The organism is Xylanimonas sp. McL0601 (assembly GCF_049852175.1).
In the GTDB taxonomy this organism is placed as follows: Bacteria; Actinomycetota; Actinomycetes; order Actinomycetales; family Cellulomonadaceae; genus Xylanimonas.
This window is the reverse complement of the sequence record NZ_CP187527.1, coordinates 894,218-911,457: the sequence shown is the minus strand read 5'-3', so window position 1 is coordinate 911,457 and position 17,240 is coordinate 894,218. Positions and strand designations below refer to the sequence as shown.

At 70.4% G+C, this 17,240-nt stretch carries 14 protein-coding genes; 6 read left to right on the top strand and 8 right to left on the bottom strand.

What is annotated here, in order from left to right:
- Position 1 precedes the first annotated feature (1 nt).
- The 4 genes from ACO4JP_RS04185 (at position 2) to ACO4JP_RS04170 (ending at position 4,990) form a co-directional block, all read left to right on the top strand.
- Positions 2-1,009 (top strand): carbohydrate ABC transporter permease, encoded by a 1,008-nt coding sequence (locus tag ACO4JP_RS04185; RefSeq protein ID WP_425956129.1) that lies wholly within the window; start codon positions 2-4, stop codon positions 1,007-1,009.
- Between the two features lies 1 nt (position 1,010).
- A complete protein-coding gene (locus ACO4JP_RS04180) occupies positions 1,011-1,916 on the top strand; it encodes a carbohydrate ABC transporter permease (RefSeq protein ID WP_425956128.1) in 906 nt (301 codons plus the stop codon).
- A gap of 229 nt (positions 1,917-2,145) precedes the next feature.
- A complete protein-coding gene (locus tag ACO4JP_RS04175; protein ID WP_425956127.1) occupies positions 2,146-2,664 on the top strand; it encodes a DUF2127 domain-containing protein in 519 nt (172 codons plus the stop codon).
- Positions 2,665-2,857: 193 nt separating this feature from the next.
- Positions 2,858-4,990, top strand: a complete 2,133-nt coding sequence (locus ACO4JP_RS04170; RefSeq protein ID WP_425956126.1) for a glycosyl hydrolase 53 family protein — start codon at positions 2,858-2,860, stop codon at positions 4,988-4,990.
- 129 nt (positions 4,991-5,119) lie between these two features.
- Here the strand turns inward: ACO4JP_RS04170 and ACO4JP_RS04165 are convergent, their stop codons facing one another.
- The 4 genes from ACO4JP_RS04165 to ACO4JP_RS04150 form a co-directional block, all read right to left on the bottom strand.
- The gene (locus ACO4JP_RS04165) at positions 5,120-6,130 is read right to left on the bottom strand and encodes a LacI family DNA-binding transcriptional regulator (RefSeq protein ID WP_425956125.1); all 1,011 of its coding nucleotides are present in this window, start codon (positions 6,128-6,130) and stop codon (positions 5,120-5,122) included.
- A 7-nt stretch (positions 6,131-6,137) separates the two neighbouring features.
- Positions 6,138-6,998, bottom strand: a complete 861-nt coding sequence (locus tag ACO4JP_RS04160; protein ID WP_425957050.1) for a sugar ABC transporter permease — start codon at positions 6,996-6,998, stop codon at positions 6,138-6,140.
- A 2-nt stretch (positions 6,999-7,000) separates the two neighbouring features.
- On the bottom strand, positions 7,001-8,377 hold the full coding sequence (locus ACO4JP_RS04155; RefSeq protein WP_425956124.1) for a carbohydrate ABC transporter permease: 1,377 nt from the start codon (positions 8,375-8,377) through the stop codon (positions 7,001-7,003).
- A 73-nt stretch (positions 8,378-8,450) separates the two neighbouring features.
- The gene (locus ACO4JP_RS04150; RefSeq protein ID WP_425956123.1) at positions 8,451-9,701 is read right to left on the bottom strand and encodes a maltose ABC transporter substrate-binding protein; all 1,251 of its coding nucleotides are present in this window, start codon (positions 9,699-9,701) and stop codon (positions 8,451-8,453) included.
- 273 nt (positions 9,702-9,974) lie between these two features.
- On the opposite strand from ACO4JP_RS04150, the gene ACO4JP_RS04145 reads away from it, so the two are divergent.
- Positions 9,975-12,038 carry a beta-galactosidase gene (locus ACO4JP_RS04145; RefSeq protein WP_425956122.1) on the top strand — a complete coding sequence of 688 codons (2,064 nt, stop codon included), beginning with the start codon at positions 9,975-9,977 and terminating at the stop codon, positions 12,036-12,038.
- A gap of 105 nt (positions 12,039-12,143) precedes the next feature.
- On the opposite strand, the gene ACO4JP_RS04140 is transcribed toward ACO4JP_RS04145, so the two are convergent.
- The 4 genes from ACO4JP_RS04140 to ACO4JP_RS04125 all read right to left on the bottom strand — a co-directional run bounded on the left by ACO4JP_RS04140 (position 12,144) and on the right by ACO4JP_RS04125 (position 16,198).
- The gene (locus ACO4JP_RS04140; RefSeq protein ID WP_425956121.1) at positions 12,144-12,971 is read right to left on the bottom strand and encodes a hypothetical protein; all 828 of its coding nucleotides are present in this window, start codon (positions 12,969-12,971) and stop codon (positions 12,144-12,146) included.
- Positions 12,968-15,592, bottom strand: a complete 2,625-nt coding sequence (locus ACO4JP_RS04135) for an AAA family ATPase (protein WP_425956120.1) — start codon at positions 15,590-15,592, stop codon at positions 12,968-12,970. The genes ACO4JP_RS04140 and ACO4JP_RS04135 overlap by 4 nt, the downstream gene beginning before the upstream one ends.
- A gap of 66 nt (positions 15,593-15,658) precedes the next feature.
- Complete coding sequence (locus tag ACO4JP_RS04130; protein WP_425956119.1) at positions 15,659-15,874, bottom strand: hypothetical protein; 216 nt, start codon at positions 15,872-15,874, stop codon at positions 15,659-15,661.
- A gap of 132 nt (positions 15,875-16,006) precedes the next feature.
- Entirely contained in the window at positions 16,007-16,198 is a 192-nt protein-coding gene (locus ACO4JP_RS04125; protein WP_425956118.1) for a hypothetical protein, read from the bottom strand.
- Between the two features lie 278 nt (positions 16,199-16,476).
- Here ACO4JP_RS04125 and ACO4JP_RS04120 point away from each other — a divergent pair, with 278 nt between their 5' ends.
- Positions 16,477-17,217, top strand: coding sequence for an AfsR/SARP family transcriptional regulator (locus ACO4JP_RS04120; protein WP_425956117.1), 741 nt, complete (start codon positions 16,477-16,479; stop codon positions 17,215-17,217).
- Positions 17,218-17,240 lie beyond the last annotated feature (23 nt).

Below are 17,240 nucleotides of genomic sequence, written 5' to 3'. Positions count from 1 at the left end.
CATGACGGCAACCATCGAGTTCGACGAACCCCGGGCGGTCGACACCGCCCGGGGTTCGTCCCCCGAACAGCTGAAGATCAAGAAGAGGTCGCGGCGGAGGCAGCGTCTCGAGGCCATCGGCTTCACCGGCCCCGCGCTGCTGGTCTACGTCCTCTTCGTCTTCGTCCCGGTCGGCTTCGCGATGGCCATGTCGCTCTTCGCCGGAGTCCGGACCGCACCGTTCAACGAGTTCGTCGGACTCGACAACTTCATCGAGATCTTCACCCGTGGGCGCATGTTCGGTCAGCCGTTCTTCTGGGACGCCGTCCGGAACAACTTCCTCATCGCGGGCATGTCCCTGGCGATCCAGGGCCCGGTCGCGATCGGCGTGGCGCTGCTGCTCAACCGCAAGATGCGGGGCCGCGGCATCGTCCGGCTGCTGATCTTCGTGCCTTACGTGCTCTCCGAGGTCATCACCGGTGTCATCTTCCAGATGATCCTGATGCCCAACGGTGCGCTCGACGTCTGGCTGGAGCGCCTCGGCCTCGGCAACCTCTCGGGGACGCTGTGGCTCGCGGACACCGGCGGGGGTCTCGGGTCGGTCACGTTCTGGACGATCTTCTTCGTCCTCACGTGGAAGTACGTCGGCCTGGCGGTCATCCTCTTCCTCGCCGGTCTCTCGGGTATCCCCGAAGAGCTGACCGAGGCGGCGATGATCGACGGCGCGAGCTGGTGGCAGATCCAGCGGCGGATCACGATCCCGCTGCTGGGCCCGACGATCCGCATCTGGGCGTTCTTGTCCCTCATCGGGTCGTTCCAGCTCTTCGACATGATCTGGATCCTCACCAGAGGAAATCCGACACCGACGGGCATGCACACCATGGCCACCTACATGGTCCAGATGGGCATGAACGCCAACCGTGTCGGCTACGGCTCGGCGATCGCCGTCGTGCTGTTCGTGATCACGCTGATCATCGCGATGGTCTATCAGAAGCTCATCCTCAGCCGCGACCTCGGAAAGGGGGCCTGACATGAGCACTCTCACTGCCGACGCCGCGAACCATCGCGTCGCTGACCAGGAGATCCGACACAAGCGGGTCTTCTCCTGGACACAGCCGTGGGTGTACCTCGTTGCGCTGGTCGCGGCTGCCGTCGCGATCGGTCCGGTGCTGTTCGTCGTCCTCGGCGGCTTCCGCACCAACATCCAGCTGCTGCAGGACCCGGCCGGCCTGCCGAACCCGTGGATCTTCACGAACTACTCGTCGATCCTGACGGGCGAGTTCGCGGCGCGGTTCTGGGGCCAGGTGCTGGCCTCGGGCGTCATCGCCCTGTCGACGACGGCGCTCGTGGTGCTGCTCGGCGTCTCGGTCGCGTACGCCATCGGCCGGTTCAACATGCGCTCGAGCGGGTTCCTGTTCTCGCTCTTCGCCGCCGGCCTGATGTTCCCGGCCACGATCGCCATCCTGCCGACATGGATCATCCTGCAGAACATCGGCCTCATCGGTAACTGGCTCGGTGTCATCATCCCGCAGGTGGCGTTCGCGCTGCCGACGACCGTGGTGATCCTGACCCCGTTCATCAGGGCGATCCCGAAGGAGATGGAGGAGGCCGCGTCGCTCGACGGCGCGACCCGCACCGGCTTCTTCTTCCGGATCCTGCTGCCGCTGGCCAAGCCGGGCATGGTGACGGTGGGCGTCCTCGCCTTCGTCGGCTCGTGGAACGCGTACATGCTGCCGCTGTTCGTCCTGGGCGTCGGTGGCGCACCGTCCACGCAGCACACGCTGCCGCTCGGTGTGCAGATGTTCACGACGCAGTTCTCGTCGAGCATGACGAGCATCATGGCGTTCACCTCGCTCGCGGTGATCCCCGCGCTGATCTTCTTCCTCGCCATGGAGAAGCACATCGTCAACGGTCTCTCCGGAGCCGTGAAGGGCTGATCCCAGCCCTCCACGTCGCCGTGGGGATGACTTTGGCCCTGTTTCCGCTTGGCGGGACAGGGTCAAAGTCATCCCCACGGCTTTCGCTCGGCTGGCCCGTGGCTCCCGGCCGGGGCGAGCACCGGCCGACAGTGGTGCGCGGCACCGTGCGCGTCCGTGCACAATCTCCTCATCGTTCGTCGGGTGGGCCCATCACCTTTGCGCGCGACGATCCGAGGGGAGGTACCGCGTGAAGGAACGTCTGCTCGACCTGTTCTTCCTGATCGGGATCGTGGTCAAGGGGATCGACGGGCTCGTCGAGCTTCTCGGTGGCCTGGTGCTCTTGTTCGTCAGCCCGGCGCAGCTCCAGCACGCGACGAACACCCTCACCGCGGGCGAGCTGCGCGACGACCCGCACGACGTCCTCGCCAACCTGCTCGTGCACGGGGCCGCGCACCTCGGCACGACCGACCTCCGGTTCTACGCCGCGTACCTGCTGCTGCACGGGGTGGTGAAGGTCGCCATCGTGGTCGCGCTGTTCCGCGGCTCGCGCAAGGTGTACCCGTGGGCGATCGGGGCGCTGATGATCTTCCTCGTCGTGCAGGTCTACGAGCTGGTCACCGCGCCCACGGCCGGCGTCCTCGTGCTCACCGTGCTCGACGCCTTCATCATCGCGCTGACCTGGCGGGAGTGGCGGCACGGGCGGACGCTCCACGAGACGTGGCACGGGACGCTCGCCTGGATGCGTGGCCGGGTGGCGGAGGCGTAGCCCACGGGCTACCTCGCATCGATCTCGCTCCTGACGAGACCTGTGAGCGCTCCCAAGCGTGTCCGCACTCGTCGGGCCCCTTCCGCAGCCCCTCGCGTGTGCGCTACAACTGTGACCGATCACAGCCCGTTCGACGATGATCGGAGATCCGATGCGCCCTCGCGCCTCACGAACCGCCGCAGCAGGAGCGGCGGTGATCGCCCTCGCAGCCCTCGCGCCCGCCGTCCCCGCGGTCGCCGACGACACCGGGCCGGTCCCAGCCGGCATCACGGTGCCGAAGATCGAGAACATGCCGTCGGACTTCATCGAGGGCGTCGACGTCTCGTCGGTGCTCGCGCTCGAGCATTCTGGCGTCGTCTTCCGGGACACCACCGGCAAGCCAGCCGACCTCTTCGAGGTGCTGGCCGACGCCGGCGTGACCGACGTGCGGGTCCGCGTGTGGAACGACCCGTTCGACGCTGCCGGTCACGGCTACGGCGGCGGGAACGACGACGTCGCGCACGCCGTCGAGATCGGTAGGCGCGCCACGGCCGCCGGCCTGCGGCTGCTCGTCGACTTCCACTACTCGGACTTCTGGGCCGACCCGGGCAAGCAGCAGGCGCCCAAGGCGTGGGCGGGCTACACCGTCGACCAGAAGGCAGGCGCCGTCCACGACTTCACCGCCGACGCGCTCACGCAGCTCAAGGACGCCGGCGTCCACGTCCGGATGGTGCAGGTGGGCAACGAGACCAACAACGGAATCGCGGGTGTCACCGGCTGGCCCGGCATGGCTGCGGTCTTCTCCGCGGGCTCGCGCGCGGTGCGCGAGGTCGACCCCGGCGCGCTGGTCGCCCTCCACTTCACCAACCCCGAGTCCGCCGGCCGGTACGCCGGCTACGCCGCCCAGCTCGCCCAGTACGGGGTCGACTACGACGTCTTCGCGTCGTCCTACTACCCCTACTGGCACGGCAGCCTCGGCAACCTCACGTCGGTGCTCCAGCGGGTCCACGACACCTACGGCAAGCAGGTCATGGTCGCGGAGACGTCGTGGGCGTACACCCTCGAGGACGGCGACGGCCACACGAACACGATCGACCAGGCCTCCGAGGCGACGGCGTACCCGATCAGCGTGCAGGGGCAGGCCATCGAGGTCCACGACGTCATGCAGGCCGTCGCCGACGCCGGCGGCATCGGCGTCTTCTACTGGGAGCCGGCGTGGCTCCCCGTCGGCCCGCCGGACCAGATCGCGCAGAACAAGGTCCTGTGGGAGCGGGACGGCTCCGGCTGGGCCACCAGCTACGCCGGCGAGTACGACCCGAACGACGCCGGGCAGTGGTACGGCGGGTCCGCCGTCGACAACCAGGCGCTGTTCGACTTCCAGGGGAACCCGCTCGAGTCCCTCGACGTGTTCAAGTACGTCCGGACGGGCGCGGTCGCGCCGCGGACCGTCACGAGCGTCGAGCACCCGAAGGTCACCACGACGTCCACCCCCGTGACGCTGCCCGCGACGGTCTCGGTGGGCTACTCGGACGGCACCTCCGAGGCGGCTCCCGTCACCTGGTCCGACGCCGCCGCGTGGATCGCCGGCCCCGGCACCTACACGGTGCCCGGCGCGCTCGCCGACGGCACGACGACGACGGCGACCGTCGTCGTCGAGCGGCCGAACCTGCTGGCCAACCCGGGTTTCGAGAGCTCCGACCTCAGCGCCTGGAAGGCGACCGGATCGGCTCTGGGCCTGGGCGCCTGGGACGACCCGCACTCGGGCACCCACTCGGCCCACTTCTGGCTCGGCTCGCCGTACGACTTCACGATGTCGCAGACCGTGACCGGCCTGCCGGCCGGCAAGTACGAGGCGACGGGCTGGCTCCAGGGCGACGGCGAGGACGCGTCGACCGGTGTGACCATCCAGGTCTCGACCAGCCGGGGCGCGACGGCGTCGGCATCGTTCGCGATGGACGGCTGGCTCGCCTGGTCGCACCCGGTGACCGGGTCCGTGCAGGTCACGCCGAAGGACTCGGTGACGGTGACGATCTCGGGCCACCTGCCGGCGGGTGCGTGGGGCACCATCGACGACGTCGCGCTGCGGCCCGTGGCCGCGGCGGGTGCGGACACGTCGCCGCTGCTCGCCGCGCTCGACGCCGCGGCGGCCGTCGACCGGACGACCGCGCCGGCGGCATCGCTCGCTTTGCTCGACCAGGCGGTCGGCATCGGCCGCATCGTGCTCGGCGCCGAGGCGCCGACGGCGAGCCAGGTCGCGCGCGCGACGGCGCTCCTCACCAAGGCGCTCGAGGGGGTCGCGACGCCCGACGCCGGTCACGCGCAGCTCCCGCGGGGGCTTGTGGGGTAGTCCCGGCGGCTCGGTCTGCTGAATCACCGGGAGGCGAAGAGGGGCGGGCCGACGACGCGCGGGTCCCGCCCCTTCGTCTGTCCACGGCCGGCGCGCGTGGTCGGACAGCCGTCGAATGGCGTCGGGCCGTCAGGCGCTCTCGCGGACCACGAGCGTCGTCGGGAGCGTCACGGTCGTGGGCGGCTGGCCGTCCACGGCCTCGAGCAGCAGCCGCACCATCTCGGAGCTGATGCGCTCGTACGGCTGCCGCATCGTGGTCAGCCTGGGGCTCGCCTCCGCCGCCGGACCCGAGTCGTCGAACCCGGCGACGGCGACGTCGCCCGGCACGCGGCGGCCCGCGGCCGCGAGCACCTCGAGTGCCCCGGATGCCATGAGGTCGTTCTGCACGAACACGGCGTCGAGGTCGGGGCGGCGCTCGAGCAGCTCGGCCATGGCGGCGCGGCCGGAGTGGCGGGTGTAGTCGCCGTGGGCGACGAGGTCGGCATCGAACGCGTCGCCGAGCGCCTCGCGGTACCCCTCGAGCCGCAGCACCCCGCCCGGAGTGTCCATGGGGCCCGTGATCGTCGCGATGCGCCGCCGGCCCGTGCTCATCAGGTACCGGGTCATCTCGACCCCACCGGCGCGGTCGTCCGCCGCGACGCAGCTCACCTTGCTCTCGAACCCGAGCGGGATGCCGCACGCGACCATGGGGATCTCGCTGCGTAGCAGGTCCCCGACGATCGGGCTGCCCCGGTGCGAGCTGATGAGCAGCACGCCGTCGACGTGCCCGGCGGTGACGTACTGGACCACGCGCCGGCGCTCCTCCGACGTGCCTGCGACGAGCAGGACCATCGGCAGCTCCCGCTGCGCGGCCGCCTGCGTGGCGCCGCGCAGCAGCAGGGAGAAGTTCGGGTCTTCGAACAGGAGGTGCTGCGGCTCCGTGAGGAGGAACGCGATCGAGTTCGAGCGGCCCGTGACGAGCGACCGCGCGTGCGGGTTCGCCCGGTAGCCGATGGTCGCGATCGCGGTCTCGACGGCGACACGCGCGTCCGGCGACACCCAGTGCCCGCCGTTGATGACGCGCGAGACCGTGCCCCGCGAGACGCCTGCGACGTCCGCGACGTCCCGGATCGTAGGCCGCTTCCGGGCTGGATCGGTCACGCCGACATCATCCCTTGACCGCAGCCCCCGCGAGGGACGCGACGAGCATCTTCTGGGTCGCGATGAAGAAGATGATGAAGGGCACCGCAACCAGCAGAGCCCCCGCCGCGAAGGTGGTGAAGAAGTTGTTCTTGTCGGTCACGAAGCTGAACAGCCCGAGCGCGATCGTCTGCTTCTCCGGGGAGCGCAGCACCAGCTTGGGGAAGACGAAGTCCATCCACGGCAGGGTGAAGCTCGTGACCGCCAGGAACACGAGGATCGGCCGCGCGACCGGCAGGATGATCTGCCGGTAGATCCGGAAGCTCGAGGCACCGTCGAGTCGGGCCGCCTCGTCGAGCGAGCGCGGCACGGTGTCCATGTAGGACTTCACCATCCACGTCGTGTACGGCAGGATGCCGGCGAGGTAGACCAGCACCAGGCCCCACAGCGTGTCCAGCCCGCCGATGCGAAGCAGCACGACGTAGATCGCGACCATTCCGACGATCGACGGGAAGACGTTCAGCACGAGCAGAGCCATGAGGAACGACTTCTTGAACAGGAAGTTGAACCGGCTGAACACATAGGCGCCCATCGACGCGAACACGAGCACACCGAGAGTGGTGGCCGTCGCGATGATGAACGTGTTGAGGAACCAGCGCGGGTAGTCCGTCTGCGTGAACACGAACTGGAAGTGCTCGGTGGTGAACCCCTCGCTGAACGGGATCACCGGCATGTTCGCGATCGACTGCCCGGGCGTGAACGCCGCGGCAACCATGTGGACCACCGGCCACAGGACGATCAACGCGACGATCGTCAGGATGGTGACGAGCACCACGGTGTTGACCAAGCGCATCGTGGACTGTCGCCGCTCGTTCACGGCACGCTGCATCGTCACAGCTCACCCTCCTGGAAGGACTTCGTCCGGCGGAAGTTGTAGATCGCGAAGGGGGCGATGATCAGGAAGATCATGATCGCGAGCACGGACGCGTTCTGGTACTGCAGCAGGTTGACGGTGAGCTTGTAGATCCAGGACACCATGATGTCCGTCCCGCCCGCGCCTGTCGTCACGGTGTCGGAGACGGCCGGGCCGCCTCCGGTGAGGAAGAAGACCGCACCGAAGTTATTGATGTTCGCCGCGAAGCTCATGATGATCAGCGGCATCGTCTGGTAGAGGATGATCGGCCCCTGGATGCGGCGGAACACCTGCCAGGCATTGGCCCCGTCGATGCGGGCCGCCTCGACGATGTCCTGCGAGATCGACGTCATCGTGCCCGTCGCCAGCAGCATGAAGTACGGGAACCCGCACCACAGGTTGATGACGACGACGGTGAACTTCGCCAGCCACGGGTCGCTCAGCCACGGGATCGCGTGGTCGATCAGGCCCAGCGCCTGCAGCGTGCGGTTGACGGTGCCGAACGCCCCGTTGAGGAGGTTGCGCCACACCAGCAGGGAGACCACGCCGGGGATCGCGTACGGCAGGATGAACAGCGCGCGGAAGAGGGGCGTGATCCGCAGGCGCGAGTTCTGCAGGATCACCGCCATGAACAGACCGCCGGCGTAGCAGGTCACGGTCGCGAGCAGCGCCCAGACGATCGTCCACAGGAGAACGCGCACGAGCGCACCCGTCCACAGGGCGTCGCCGCCGAACAACGTCTTGAAGTTGGCGAGACCGACCCAGTCGATGGTCGCTCCCGGCGGGATGTTCGACGGTGCCGAGTAGTTCGTGAACGCGACCAGCGCCGCGAACACGAGCGGCACGACGACGAAGAAGAGGACGAGCAGGAACGTCGGCGCCAGACCCGCGATCGGGAACGCGCGGTTCGCCAGCTCATGCACCGGGTTGCGATTGCGGTTCGCCCAGGCGAACCCACCCGCCTCGATGTCCGCCAGCGCGCTGCGCGCCGAGCGCACCGAGACGTAGTACACGGCGCCGAAGAGCGCGAAGGCCGCGAGCACGATGACGCCGTCGATCAGCATGAACAGCGAGTTGGGGCGGTACATCACGGGCAGCTCAGGCGCGGGGGTCCCCAGCGTGACGAGGTCGATGAGCTTGCCGAGCGTCAGGGGCAGCAGCGCGAGGAACAGGACCTCGATCGCCGCGAAGGCCGCACCCTTGCCTCGCTGGCGCAGCACCGTGAGGTGAGCCAGGCCCATGAAGGCAAGGCTCAGCCTGCGCACGCGTCGTGGGTCGGGGGGCGCGGCGTCGTCGCCGCTGCGGGTCGGGTCCGTCGTGGGCACCAGGGTCGGTGCCGTTTCTGCCGTCGTCACGGGCGTCCTCCTCGTCGAGGTCGTGCGGTGGCGGCGGCCGACCCTGACAGGGCCGGCCGCCGCCGTTGGTGCATCAGTTGGCGAGCACGGCCTTCTGCGCGTTGCCCAGCTCGGTCTTGACGTCCTTGCCGTCCCAGATGTTGGCGGAAGCGGCGTTGAGCGCGTCCCACACCTTCGCCATGCGGGCGATCTTCGGCATCGCGAACGTGGTCTTCATCTGCTCGCTGAAGCCGGCGATGACGTCGTTCTTGTAGATCAGCTGGCTCGAGGACACGCCCAGGGTGCCGCAGATGTCGGCGCGCAGCTGCTGCATCTCCGGGGTCGTCAGGAACTCGGCGAAGGCCGCGGCCTCCTTCGGGTGCTCCGAGTACGCCGAGACGAACATGGTGCGCACGCCGGTGAAGCTCGTGGCGGGCGACGACTCACCGGGCAGCGAGAACATCGGCGCCACGCCGAAGTTCACGCCCTTGTCCGTGAACTGCTTGACGTTCCACGGACCGCTCACCTCGATGGCCGCCTTGCCCGCGGCGAAGAGGCTGTCCGCGGTGGCCGTGTTCATGTCCGCGGCCTTGACGGGCAGGATGTCGTGGATCTTCTGGAAGCTCGTGTAGCCCTGGACCGCGGCATCGGAGTCGATGTTCGGCGCGGTCTCGTCCAGACCCTGCGCGCCGAACAGGCGGTTGTCGCCGCCCGTCATGAACGCGCTCGTGTAGTAGAAGTTGCCGACGTCCATGACGAAGCCGTACTTGCCCGGGTTCTTCGAGTTGAAGTCCGTGGCGAAGCTGACGAGGTCGTCGTACGACTTCGGGGCCTCCTGGACGAGGTCCTTGTTGTAGTACATCGCGTACGTGTCGGCGTCGACCGGGTAGCCGTACATCTTGCCGTCGGTCCACGTGTCGGCGGCGACCGCGGACTCCACGACGTTCTTCTTCACACCGTCGACGTCCTCCGTCGGCAGCACGTGGCCGCCCGAGACCAGGTCGCCCAGCGTGTCGTGCGGGGCCGCGAAGACGTCCGGGCCCTTGCCGGCCGGGCCGTCGAGCGCGATCTGCTTGGAGGCGTCGCCGACCTCGACGTTCACGAACTTGATCGTGATGTTGGGGTACTTCTCGGTGAACTTCTCGCCGGCCTGCTTGATGAAGTCGTCCGGCCCGAGCAGGGACTCCCACACCTTGAGCTCGATCGGCGTCTTGGTGTCGAGCGCGTCCGAGCTGGCGCTCGCGTTCGCCTTGACGTCCTCGACGGTGGGGTTCTGCGTCGCGCACGCGGTGAGCGCGACCGCCAGGGCGGCGACCATGCCGCCCGCGAAGATCTTCCGAAGCATCGTTGCTTTCCTTCCGCTGGCCGTGCTCCTGGCGGTGCCGCACATCGGTGCGGCACGGCACGGCGACTGTGCGCGCTCACAGTAATGGGCGCCTCCAGCGTGGCCGCAAGTCGGCAGGCGTCACGATCGCGTAACGGATGCGGACGGCGCCGCTCCTCGGCCTTGCTCGGCTGCGCGCGAATTGCGTGACGTCACCGGCATGGTGTTCCCTGGGCTCCGCGGGCGGCGCTGATGCCGCACGCCTCTGTGACCGTGCACAGCCTCAGGAGCGCGATGAGCACGCCCAGCCCGGCCGACGGCGGCCGAGCCACCCCTGCCTTCCCCGACGTCGACGGCCTCTGCTACGGCGGCGACTACAACCCCGAGCAGTGGCCCGAGGACGTCTGGCACGAGGACGTCGCCCTGATGCGCGAGGCTGGCGTCAACCTGGTCAGCGTCGGGATCTTCTCCTGGGCGATGCTCGAGCCGCGCGAGGGCGAGTACGACTTCGGCTGGCTCGACCGCGTCATCGAGCTGCTGCACGCGAACGGCATCCGCGTGGACCTCGCCACGCCCACGGCGGCCCCGCCCGCGTGGTTCTTCGCGCGCTACCCCGACTCCCGCGTCGTCACACGGGACGGCACGGTGCTCGGCCCCGGGTCGCGCGGCATGGCCGCGCCGACGTCGCCGGAGTACCGCGCCGCCGCCGTGCGGATCGCGAGCAAGCTCGCCGAGCGCTACGGAGACCACCCGGCGGTGGTGATGTGGCACGTGCACAACGAGTACGGCGCTCCCGTCGGCGAGGACTTCTCGGTGCACGCGCAGCGCTCGTGGCGCACGTGGCTCCGGGAGCGCCACGGCTCTCTGGACGGCCTCAACGCGGCGTGGGGCACCCGGTTCTGGGGTCAGGTGTACGGCGAGTGGGACCAGGTCGGGCTGCCGGCGGCGTCCCCGTCCGTGGTCAACCCGGCCCAGCGGCTCGACTTCGCGCGGTTCACCGACGCCATGCTGCGCGAGTGCTTCGTCGCCGAGCGCGAAGCCATCCGCGCCCACTCGTCGCGACCCGTGACCACCAACTTCATGGCCGTCATCTGCCCGACCACCGACCTGTTCGCGTGGGCCCGCGAGGTCGACGTCGTCTCCAACGACCACTACCTCACCGCCGCCGACCCACGCACCCACGTCAGGCTCGCCCTCGCGGCGGACCTGACCCGCTCGGTCGCCGGCGGCAAGCCGTGGATGCTGCTGGAGCACTCGACGTCGGCCGTCAACTGGCAGCCGCGCAACGTGGCGAAGCGCGCGGGCGAGGAGGCCCGGAACGCGTTCTCGCACCTGGGCCGCGGCGCCGACGCCATCATGTTCTTCCAGTGGCGCGCCTCCCGGTCGGGCGCCGAGAAGTTCCACTCCGCGATGGTTCCCCACGCCGGGACGCGCAGCCGGGTGTGGCGCGAGGTCGTGCAGCTCGGCGCGGACCTGCGCGCCGTCGCCGAGGTCCGGGGCTCGCGCACCCAGGCCGACGTCGCGCTGCTGTGGGACCAGGAGTCGTTCTGGGCCCAGGACCTCGAGTGGCGGCCCAGCGTCGACGCCCAGTACGCCGAGCGCATCCTGACGTTCTACGACCGCCTCTGGCGCGACGGCGTCACCGTCGACCTCGCCCAGCCGTCGCAGGACCTCTCGCACTACAAGCTCGTCGTCGCCCCGGCGTCGTACCTGCTCACGCGCGACGCCGCGGCGAACCTCACGCGGTACGTCGAGGGCGGCGGCACCCTGCTGGTCTCGTTCTTCTCCGGCATCGTCGACGAGGACGACCGCGTCCACGAGGGCGGCTTCATGGCTCCGCTGCGTGACGCGCTCGGCGTCTGGGTCGAGGAGTTCCTCCCGCTGCGGGAGCACGAGACCACCACGGTCACCGGGCTGGCCCGCGAGGTCACGGGCACCGTCTGGGCCGACGACCTGGTCGTCGACGGCGCCGACGTCGTCGGCACCTACACGGACGGCCCGGCCGCGGGTCAGCCGGCGATCACGCGCCACGCCCACGGCGCGGGCCACGGCTGGTACGTCTCGACGAGCCTCGACGCCGACGAGCTCGCCCCGCTGATGGAGCGCGTCTACGCCGACGCGGGCGTCGTCCCCTCCGGGCTGCCCGAGGACGTCGAGGTCGTGGTCCGCTCCGGCGCCGACGCCGAGTACGTCGTCGCGATCAACCACACGCAGGACGTGATCACCCTCGACGAGCCGCAGCGGGAGCGCCTGGCGGGCGCGGGACCCGTCGTGGACCTCCTCACGGGCGACAAGCTCGGCGACACCCTCGACCTGCCGGCCGGCGGCGTCCGGGTGCTCCGCGTCGAGGCGCGCTGAGCCCCGGCCACAGAAAACCCTCCCTTTCGACGTCGCACCTGCTGGCGTTCTCGCCGTGAGAACGCCAGCAGGTGCGACGTCGAAAGGGAGGAGGTTGCGCCCCGGCTAGTTCTCCTGGACGTCGACGTCGACGCTGACCGTCCCCGTCGAGAACTCCGCGGTGAGCTGCTGCACGACGGCGTCGATCGCCTGCTGCGCCGGGCTGGTACCCGTGGCCGCCGCCGTAGACGCGCTCGCCTCGGTCGACGAGTCCGGCAGCGCCAGCACCGCCGGGGTCCCGACCGCCACGCCGTCGCCTGAGGTCGCCGGCGCCGACGCGTGGTGCGCGTCCGGACCGTGGTGCGACGGGTGCAGCCGCAGGCCCTGGGGCACGGGTGTGCCGAGCACCGCGGCGAGGTCTTCCAGCATGCCCTGCGTCCGCGCGGACACCGACCGGTCCAGCCTCGTGAGGATCACGACCTGCACGGCGACGGCGTCCGTCTTGCAGCCCTCGCACGCCGTGTCGACCGCGAGCGCACGGTTGGTCGCGATCACGTCCGTGCCCGGCCGCTGTACCACCACCTGCACCGAGACGGCGCTCGCCTCGCCGGACGTCCCCGTCGCCCACGCAGCGGCGACGTTGTCGGCCGTCACCCCGCCGCGGGGCACGTAGGCGACCTCGACGGTCGCCGCCCGCCCCGTGCAGCCGTCGCACACCGTGGACGACGTCGCGGTCGCCTGGGCGTGGCCGCCCCTGCTCACGGTGAACGTGCGGGCCGCCGTGTCGTCGACGGCCGTGCGTCCGACGTCGGCGTGCGCGGCGGTGACGAGGTCGGCGTCGGACTGCGCGCCCCAGGACCAGCGCGAGTGCGGGAACCATGAGGCCCCCACGACGAGCACCGCCGCCACGATCGCGGCGGTGCCGCGCGCCGTCTTGCTGACTCTGCCGCTCATCGTCCGCCGCCCTTCGGTCCGGAAAAGCTGTCTGCGAGTGCTGCCGCGACCTCGACGAACGCGTCGCGCGTGCGAGGCTGCAGGGCGTCGAGCGTGGTGCGCCCGCCGGACTGCAGCGTCTTGTCCCACGGGATGAGCGCCACGTGCGCGCACCTCTGCTCGAAGTGGTTGCGCACGATGTTGACGGCCGAGTCGGTGGGGTCGGTGACCCCGTTGATGACGACGACGGCGGTACCCACGAGGTCGCCGTGGCCGTGCTCCTCAAGCCAGTCGAGCGTCTGGGCGCCGGCCCTTGCGCCGTCGAGCGCGGGCCGGAGCACGAGCACCAGCTCGTCCGCCTCGGCGAGCAGGCCCTGGTTCGCGCTGTCGAGGATGCCGGTGCCGGTGTCCAGCAGCACGAGGTTGTAGAAGTGGTCGAGCAGGCCGACGACCCGCTCGTACGCGGCCCGGTCGAGCGCCTGGGTGATGCGTGCGTCGGCGTTGGACGCGAGCACCTCGAGGCGGGACTCGGGACACTGCGAGGTGTACCGGCGCATCGTGGAGAAGCTGTCGATGCTGTCGGCGTCGGCGAGGAGGTCGGTGATCGTCAGGTCGCAGTCGCCGGCGATGCGGTGGGCGAGGTTGCCGGCGTCGGGGTTGGCGTCGACGGCCACCACGCGGTCGCCGCGCAGGCTGGCGAACGTGGCGCCGAGACCGACGGTCACCGACGTCTTGCCGACGCCGCCCTTGCGGCTCATGACGAGCACGCGCCGCGTCCCCTCGATGGGGGTGCGGACGCGGTCGAGCACCACGTCGTGGACGATCTCGGCCCTGCTCGGGCCAAGCGTCACGACGCCGTGGGTGCCGGTGTGCACGGCCCTGCGCCAGCCTCGCGCGGCGGCACGCTTCGGCACGCCGAAGACGGTGGCGTCGGTGAGATCCGCGGCGGTCAGGCCACCGACGGGCTGCGGCTCCTCGGGTGGAAGGCCGGCCGCCGGCTCCTCGGGTGCAAGGACGGGCTCCGGCGTCGGCTCGGGGCCGGGGACCGGGTCCTCCTCGGGCTCCGTCGCGTCCTCCAGCGCGTCCTCGGGAGTGGTCTGCCCCGGCGTCGTGGGCTGCGGCGAGCTGCCGCCCTCGAGCACGGCCGCCGACTTGCTGAGGGCGGCGAGCAGGTCGAAGCCCGAGGACCAGCTGGGGAGCTCGGGGGTGAACCACGGGTCGGCCACGGCTGCGGGCGTCCGGGGCGTGCCCGTCCCACCGCCGTCGTCCGGCCTCTCGGGTGCCGCGTGGGCCCCCTGGGTGGTGATCGCGTCCATGATCTGCCTCCTTGATCGGTCGCGGTCGTGGCCCCCGTGCCGGGTGCGGTTCAGCTGCCGGCGCACGAGGGCGATCCCCGACAGCAGCATGCGGGCCGCCAGCACCGCCAAGCCGACCAAGGGCACGGCCAGCAGGGCGAGCGAGACGAGCCCGATGAGCACGCCGATCCACTGATGGGAGTCCAGGGCGGCGAGCAGGAGCGCCCACTGGTGGACGACTGCGGTGGTGACGGTCTGCAGGAGCTGCGGGAGGCTGACGACGAGCCACACGACCCCCGCGGTGAGCAGCGGCACCACGATGAGCACCCACGCCGTGACTGCTCGCCGGGACCACGGGAGCATGTCGGCGACGCGCGGGTCCGCGGCGCGGCCGGGCAGCACGGAGCGGAGGACGGGGCCGACGCGCCCGAAGAGGTCGGGCACGCCGGCGAGGTCCGCGAGGACGAAGTAGCCGTCGAGGCGCACGAAGGGCAGCAGCTGCTGGGCCGCCTCGATGTGCATGAGCGCCAGGACGACGAGCAGCAGCGGGTCGTGGGTCACGAGCACCGCGATCCCGACGGCGAGCATGCAGATCACCGTGTAGTACAGGCCCCCGAGATCGGTGCGCAGCCGCCCGGTCCGGTCGAGCCGGTAGGAGTCCGTGACGTTGGTGAAGAACGCCGGTGCGATCACGTAGACGCCGAAGCCGACGCGTCCGGGGGTGGCCCCCGAGTACGTGCACGCGGCGGCATGGCCGAGCTCGTGGATGAGCTCGGAGGCCGTCATCAGCAGGAACACGGTGATCAGCGCGGTCGGCGTCTCGAGCACGGTGGCGAGGGCGGAGATGACCTCGTCGCGCAGGATGACGGCGACGACGACGGCCAGCCACGCGGTCAGGACGAGCGCCACGACGGCGGGGTGGAACGTGGGCGCGAGCACGCGTGCGATGCGGCGCACGGTGCGGGCCGGCACGAGGGTGCCGCGCAGCGTGAGGCTCAGCAGCGGCTTCGACCTGGGCACCGGCGGCGCGGGCGCGGCGGTGGCGGCGTCGTCGACCAGGCCCACCGGGCGCAGCTTCGCGGTCACGAGGAGGTTGAGGCCCTCGGCGGTGAGGGTGCGGCCGTAGGCGCTGCTCACGGCGGCGGCGACCTCGGCGGGCGTGCGCCGCGGGTCCAGACGGGAGAGCACCGTGTGCACCAGCTCGGACACCTGGACGACCTGGCCGTCGGAGCGGCGCACGAGGTACGCGGGCGCCTTGAGGCCCGACCCGGAGACGCGCCCGAGCAGCGCCGTCCCGGCGGACCGCGTCCAGCGCGGCCCAGCCGGCACCCCGATGATCGTGCTCATCGTCTGCTCCAGACCTGCCGCCGGCGCCGGAGATCGGCCCGGCGCCGGCGGCAGGCGAGTCGGGTGCTACCCGACGTGGAGGTTCAGGCCTTGAAGAATGTTGCTCGCGGCCGAGGACCCGATCGTCGCGGCGTTCAGGGCGAGACTCACGTTGACCGCGACCACCGGGGCGACATTGACCGAGACCGGTGAGTAGTGGCCGACGAAGTACAACGTCTCGCGTGCGGGAAGGAGCTCGACTGACTGCTCGCCGAGCTCGTCGATCGAGATGAGGTCGTGCATGGCAGCTCGCTTCCTGCATGGCCCGGTGCCGCCGGACCGCTGGCACGGCTCGCGTGCCCTCGGGGTGGGAGGCTCCCTGCGTGCCGCGCGGCCCCGCGGAACGACGACACCGGGCGTTCATGGTGCGTCGGCTCAGTGCTGAGAGACGCTGATGTACTGCAGCGCAGTGCTGTTTGCCGATGCGAACAGCGATGCCGCGTTGAGCGCCAACGAAGAGTTCGACGCAACGACGGTCGCCCAGTTGTGGTTGAAGAAGAGCGTCTCGCGGTCAGGGAGGAGCTCCATCGACTCGCCCTCCAACTCGGTGATCGTGATCTCGTTCATAGCTTGTCACCCCCTCTCCCGGATGTCGGGACGGGGTGAACGTATGCCGCTCGGCGTGACGTGAGCGTCGTCCCCGCGTCACCATGGTGTGAGGTACGCGTGATCTTTGCGTGATCTACGCGTCACAGGGACGCCGTGGCCAGGCAGTTCTTCCCTTGTTGTGACGCCGTTCTGGGTTCGGGGTGGTTGCACCGTGTCACGAACGCCGCGCCGGTCCCTCATGTGGGTTGAGAGATCCGACCCTCGACGGGGTGGAAGAACTACTCGGGGTGCGAGTTATGCCAGAGACCGTCGACGATGCCGCTCCGGGGAGCGGCACGGACTTTGCTGAATATCGACTGACCCTGCTGGGCGACGTGACGGTCTCGAACGGCGGGGCCCCCATACCGCTCCTGCGGCGTGAGCGCCTGCTGGTCGCGCTCCTCGCGCTGCAGGGCTCGCGCCCCCGCGGGTACATCGCCGGGACGCTGTGGCCCGACGCCCCGGAGGAGCGGGCGCGCGCCAGCCTCCGGCAGTCGGTGCGCAACCTCAAGCAGGTGCTGCCGGAGGGCTTCGTCGTCGGCCGGGGCTCGCTCAGCCTGGCCCCGGACCTGGACGTGGACGTGTGGGACGTCCGCCAGCACTGCGACGACGTCCTCTCCGGCGGGGGCGGCCGGCTCACCGTCCGCAGGGCCGTCGACGCCGTCAATGCGATCGTCGGGCCTGAGCTGCTGCTCGGCGAGTTCGACGACTGGGTCGACCAGGAGCGCAGGCGCCTCCAGCGCCAGCGCCTGCACGCGCTCGAGCACCTGACCCGCGAGCTGACGCGGCTGGGTGAGACGTCGTGGGCGATCACCGCGGCCGAGGCTGCGGCCGAGCTCGACCCGCTGCGCGAGGAGCCCGCTGCGCTGCTCATCGCGCTGCACATGGCCGAGGGCAGCGTCGTCGAGGCCCGCCGCACGTTCGACTCGTTCCGGCGGCGGCTGCGCGCGGAGCTGCGCGTCGACCCGTCGCCGCGCGTCGCCGCTCTGCTCCGTTAGCGCGCCTGGGCGGCGCCGGCCCG

Bases quoted from the DNA above. Each gene is read 5' to 3' on its own strand.
- ACO4JP_RS04185 (WP_425956129.1), top strand. From the start codon at position 2: ATGACGGCAACCATCGAGTTCGACGAACCCCGGGCGGTCGACACCGCC.
- ACO4JP_RS04180 (WP_425956128.1), top strand. From the start codon at position 1,011: ATGAGCACTCTCACTGCCGACGCCGCGAACCATCGCGTCGCTGACCAG.
- ACO4JP_RS04160 (WP_425957050.1), bottom strand. From the start codon at position 6,998: ATGCAGCGTGCCGTGAACGAGCGGCGACAGTCCACGATGCGCTTGGTC.
- ACO4JP_RS04150 (WP_425956123.1), bottom strand. From the start codon at position 9,701: ATGCTTCGGAAGATCTTCGCGGGCGGCATGGTCGCCGCCCTGGCGGTC.
- ACO4JP_RS04145 (WP_425956122.1), top strand. From the start codon at position 9,975: ATGAGCACGCCCAGCCCGGCCGACGGCGGCCGAGCCACCCCTGCCTTC.
- ACO4JP_RS04140 (WP_425956121.1), bottom strand. From the start codon at position 12,971: ATGAGCGGCAGAGTCAGCAAGACGGCGCGCGGCACCGCCGCGATCGTG.
- ACO4JP_RS04135 (WP_425956120.1), bottom strand. From the start codon at position 15,592: ATGAGCACGATCATCGGGGTGCCGGCTGGGCCGCGCTGGACGCGGTCC.
- ACO4JP_RS04130 (WP_425956119.1), bottom strand. From the start codon at position 15,874: ATGCACGACCTCATCTCGATCGACGAGCTCGGCGAGCAGTCAGTCGAG.
- ACO4JP_RS04125 (WP_425956118.1), bottom strand. From the start codon at position 16,198: ATGAACGAGATCACGATCACCGAGTTGGAGGGCGAGTCGATGGAGCTC.
- ACO4JP_RS04120 (WP_425956117.1), top strand. From the start codon at position 16,477: ATGCCAGAGACCGTCGACGATGCCGCTCCGGGGAGCGGCACGGACTTT.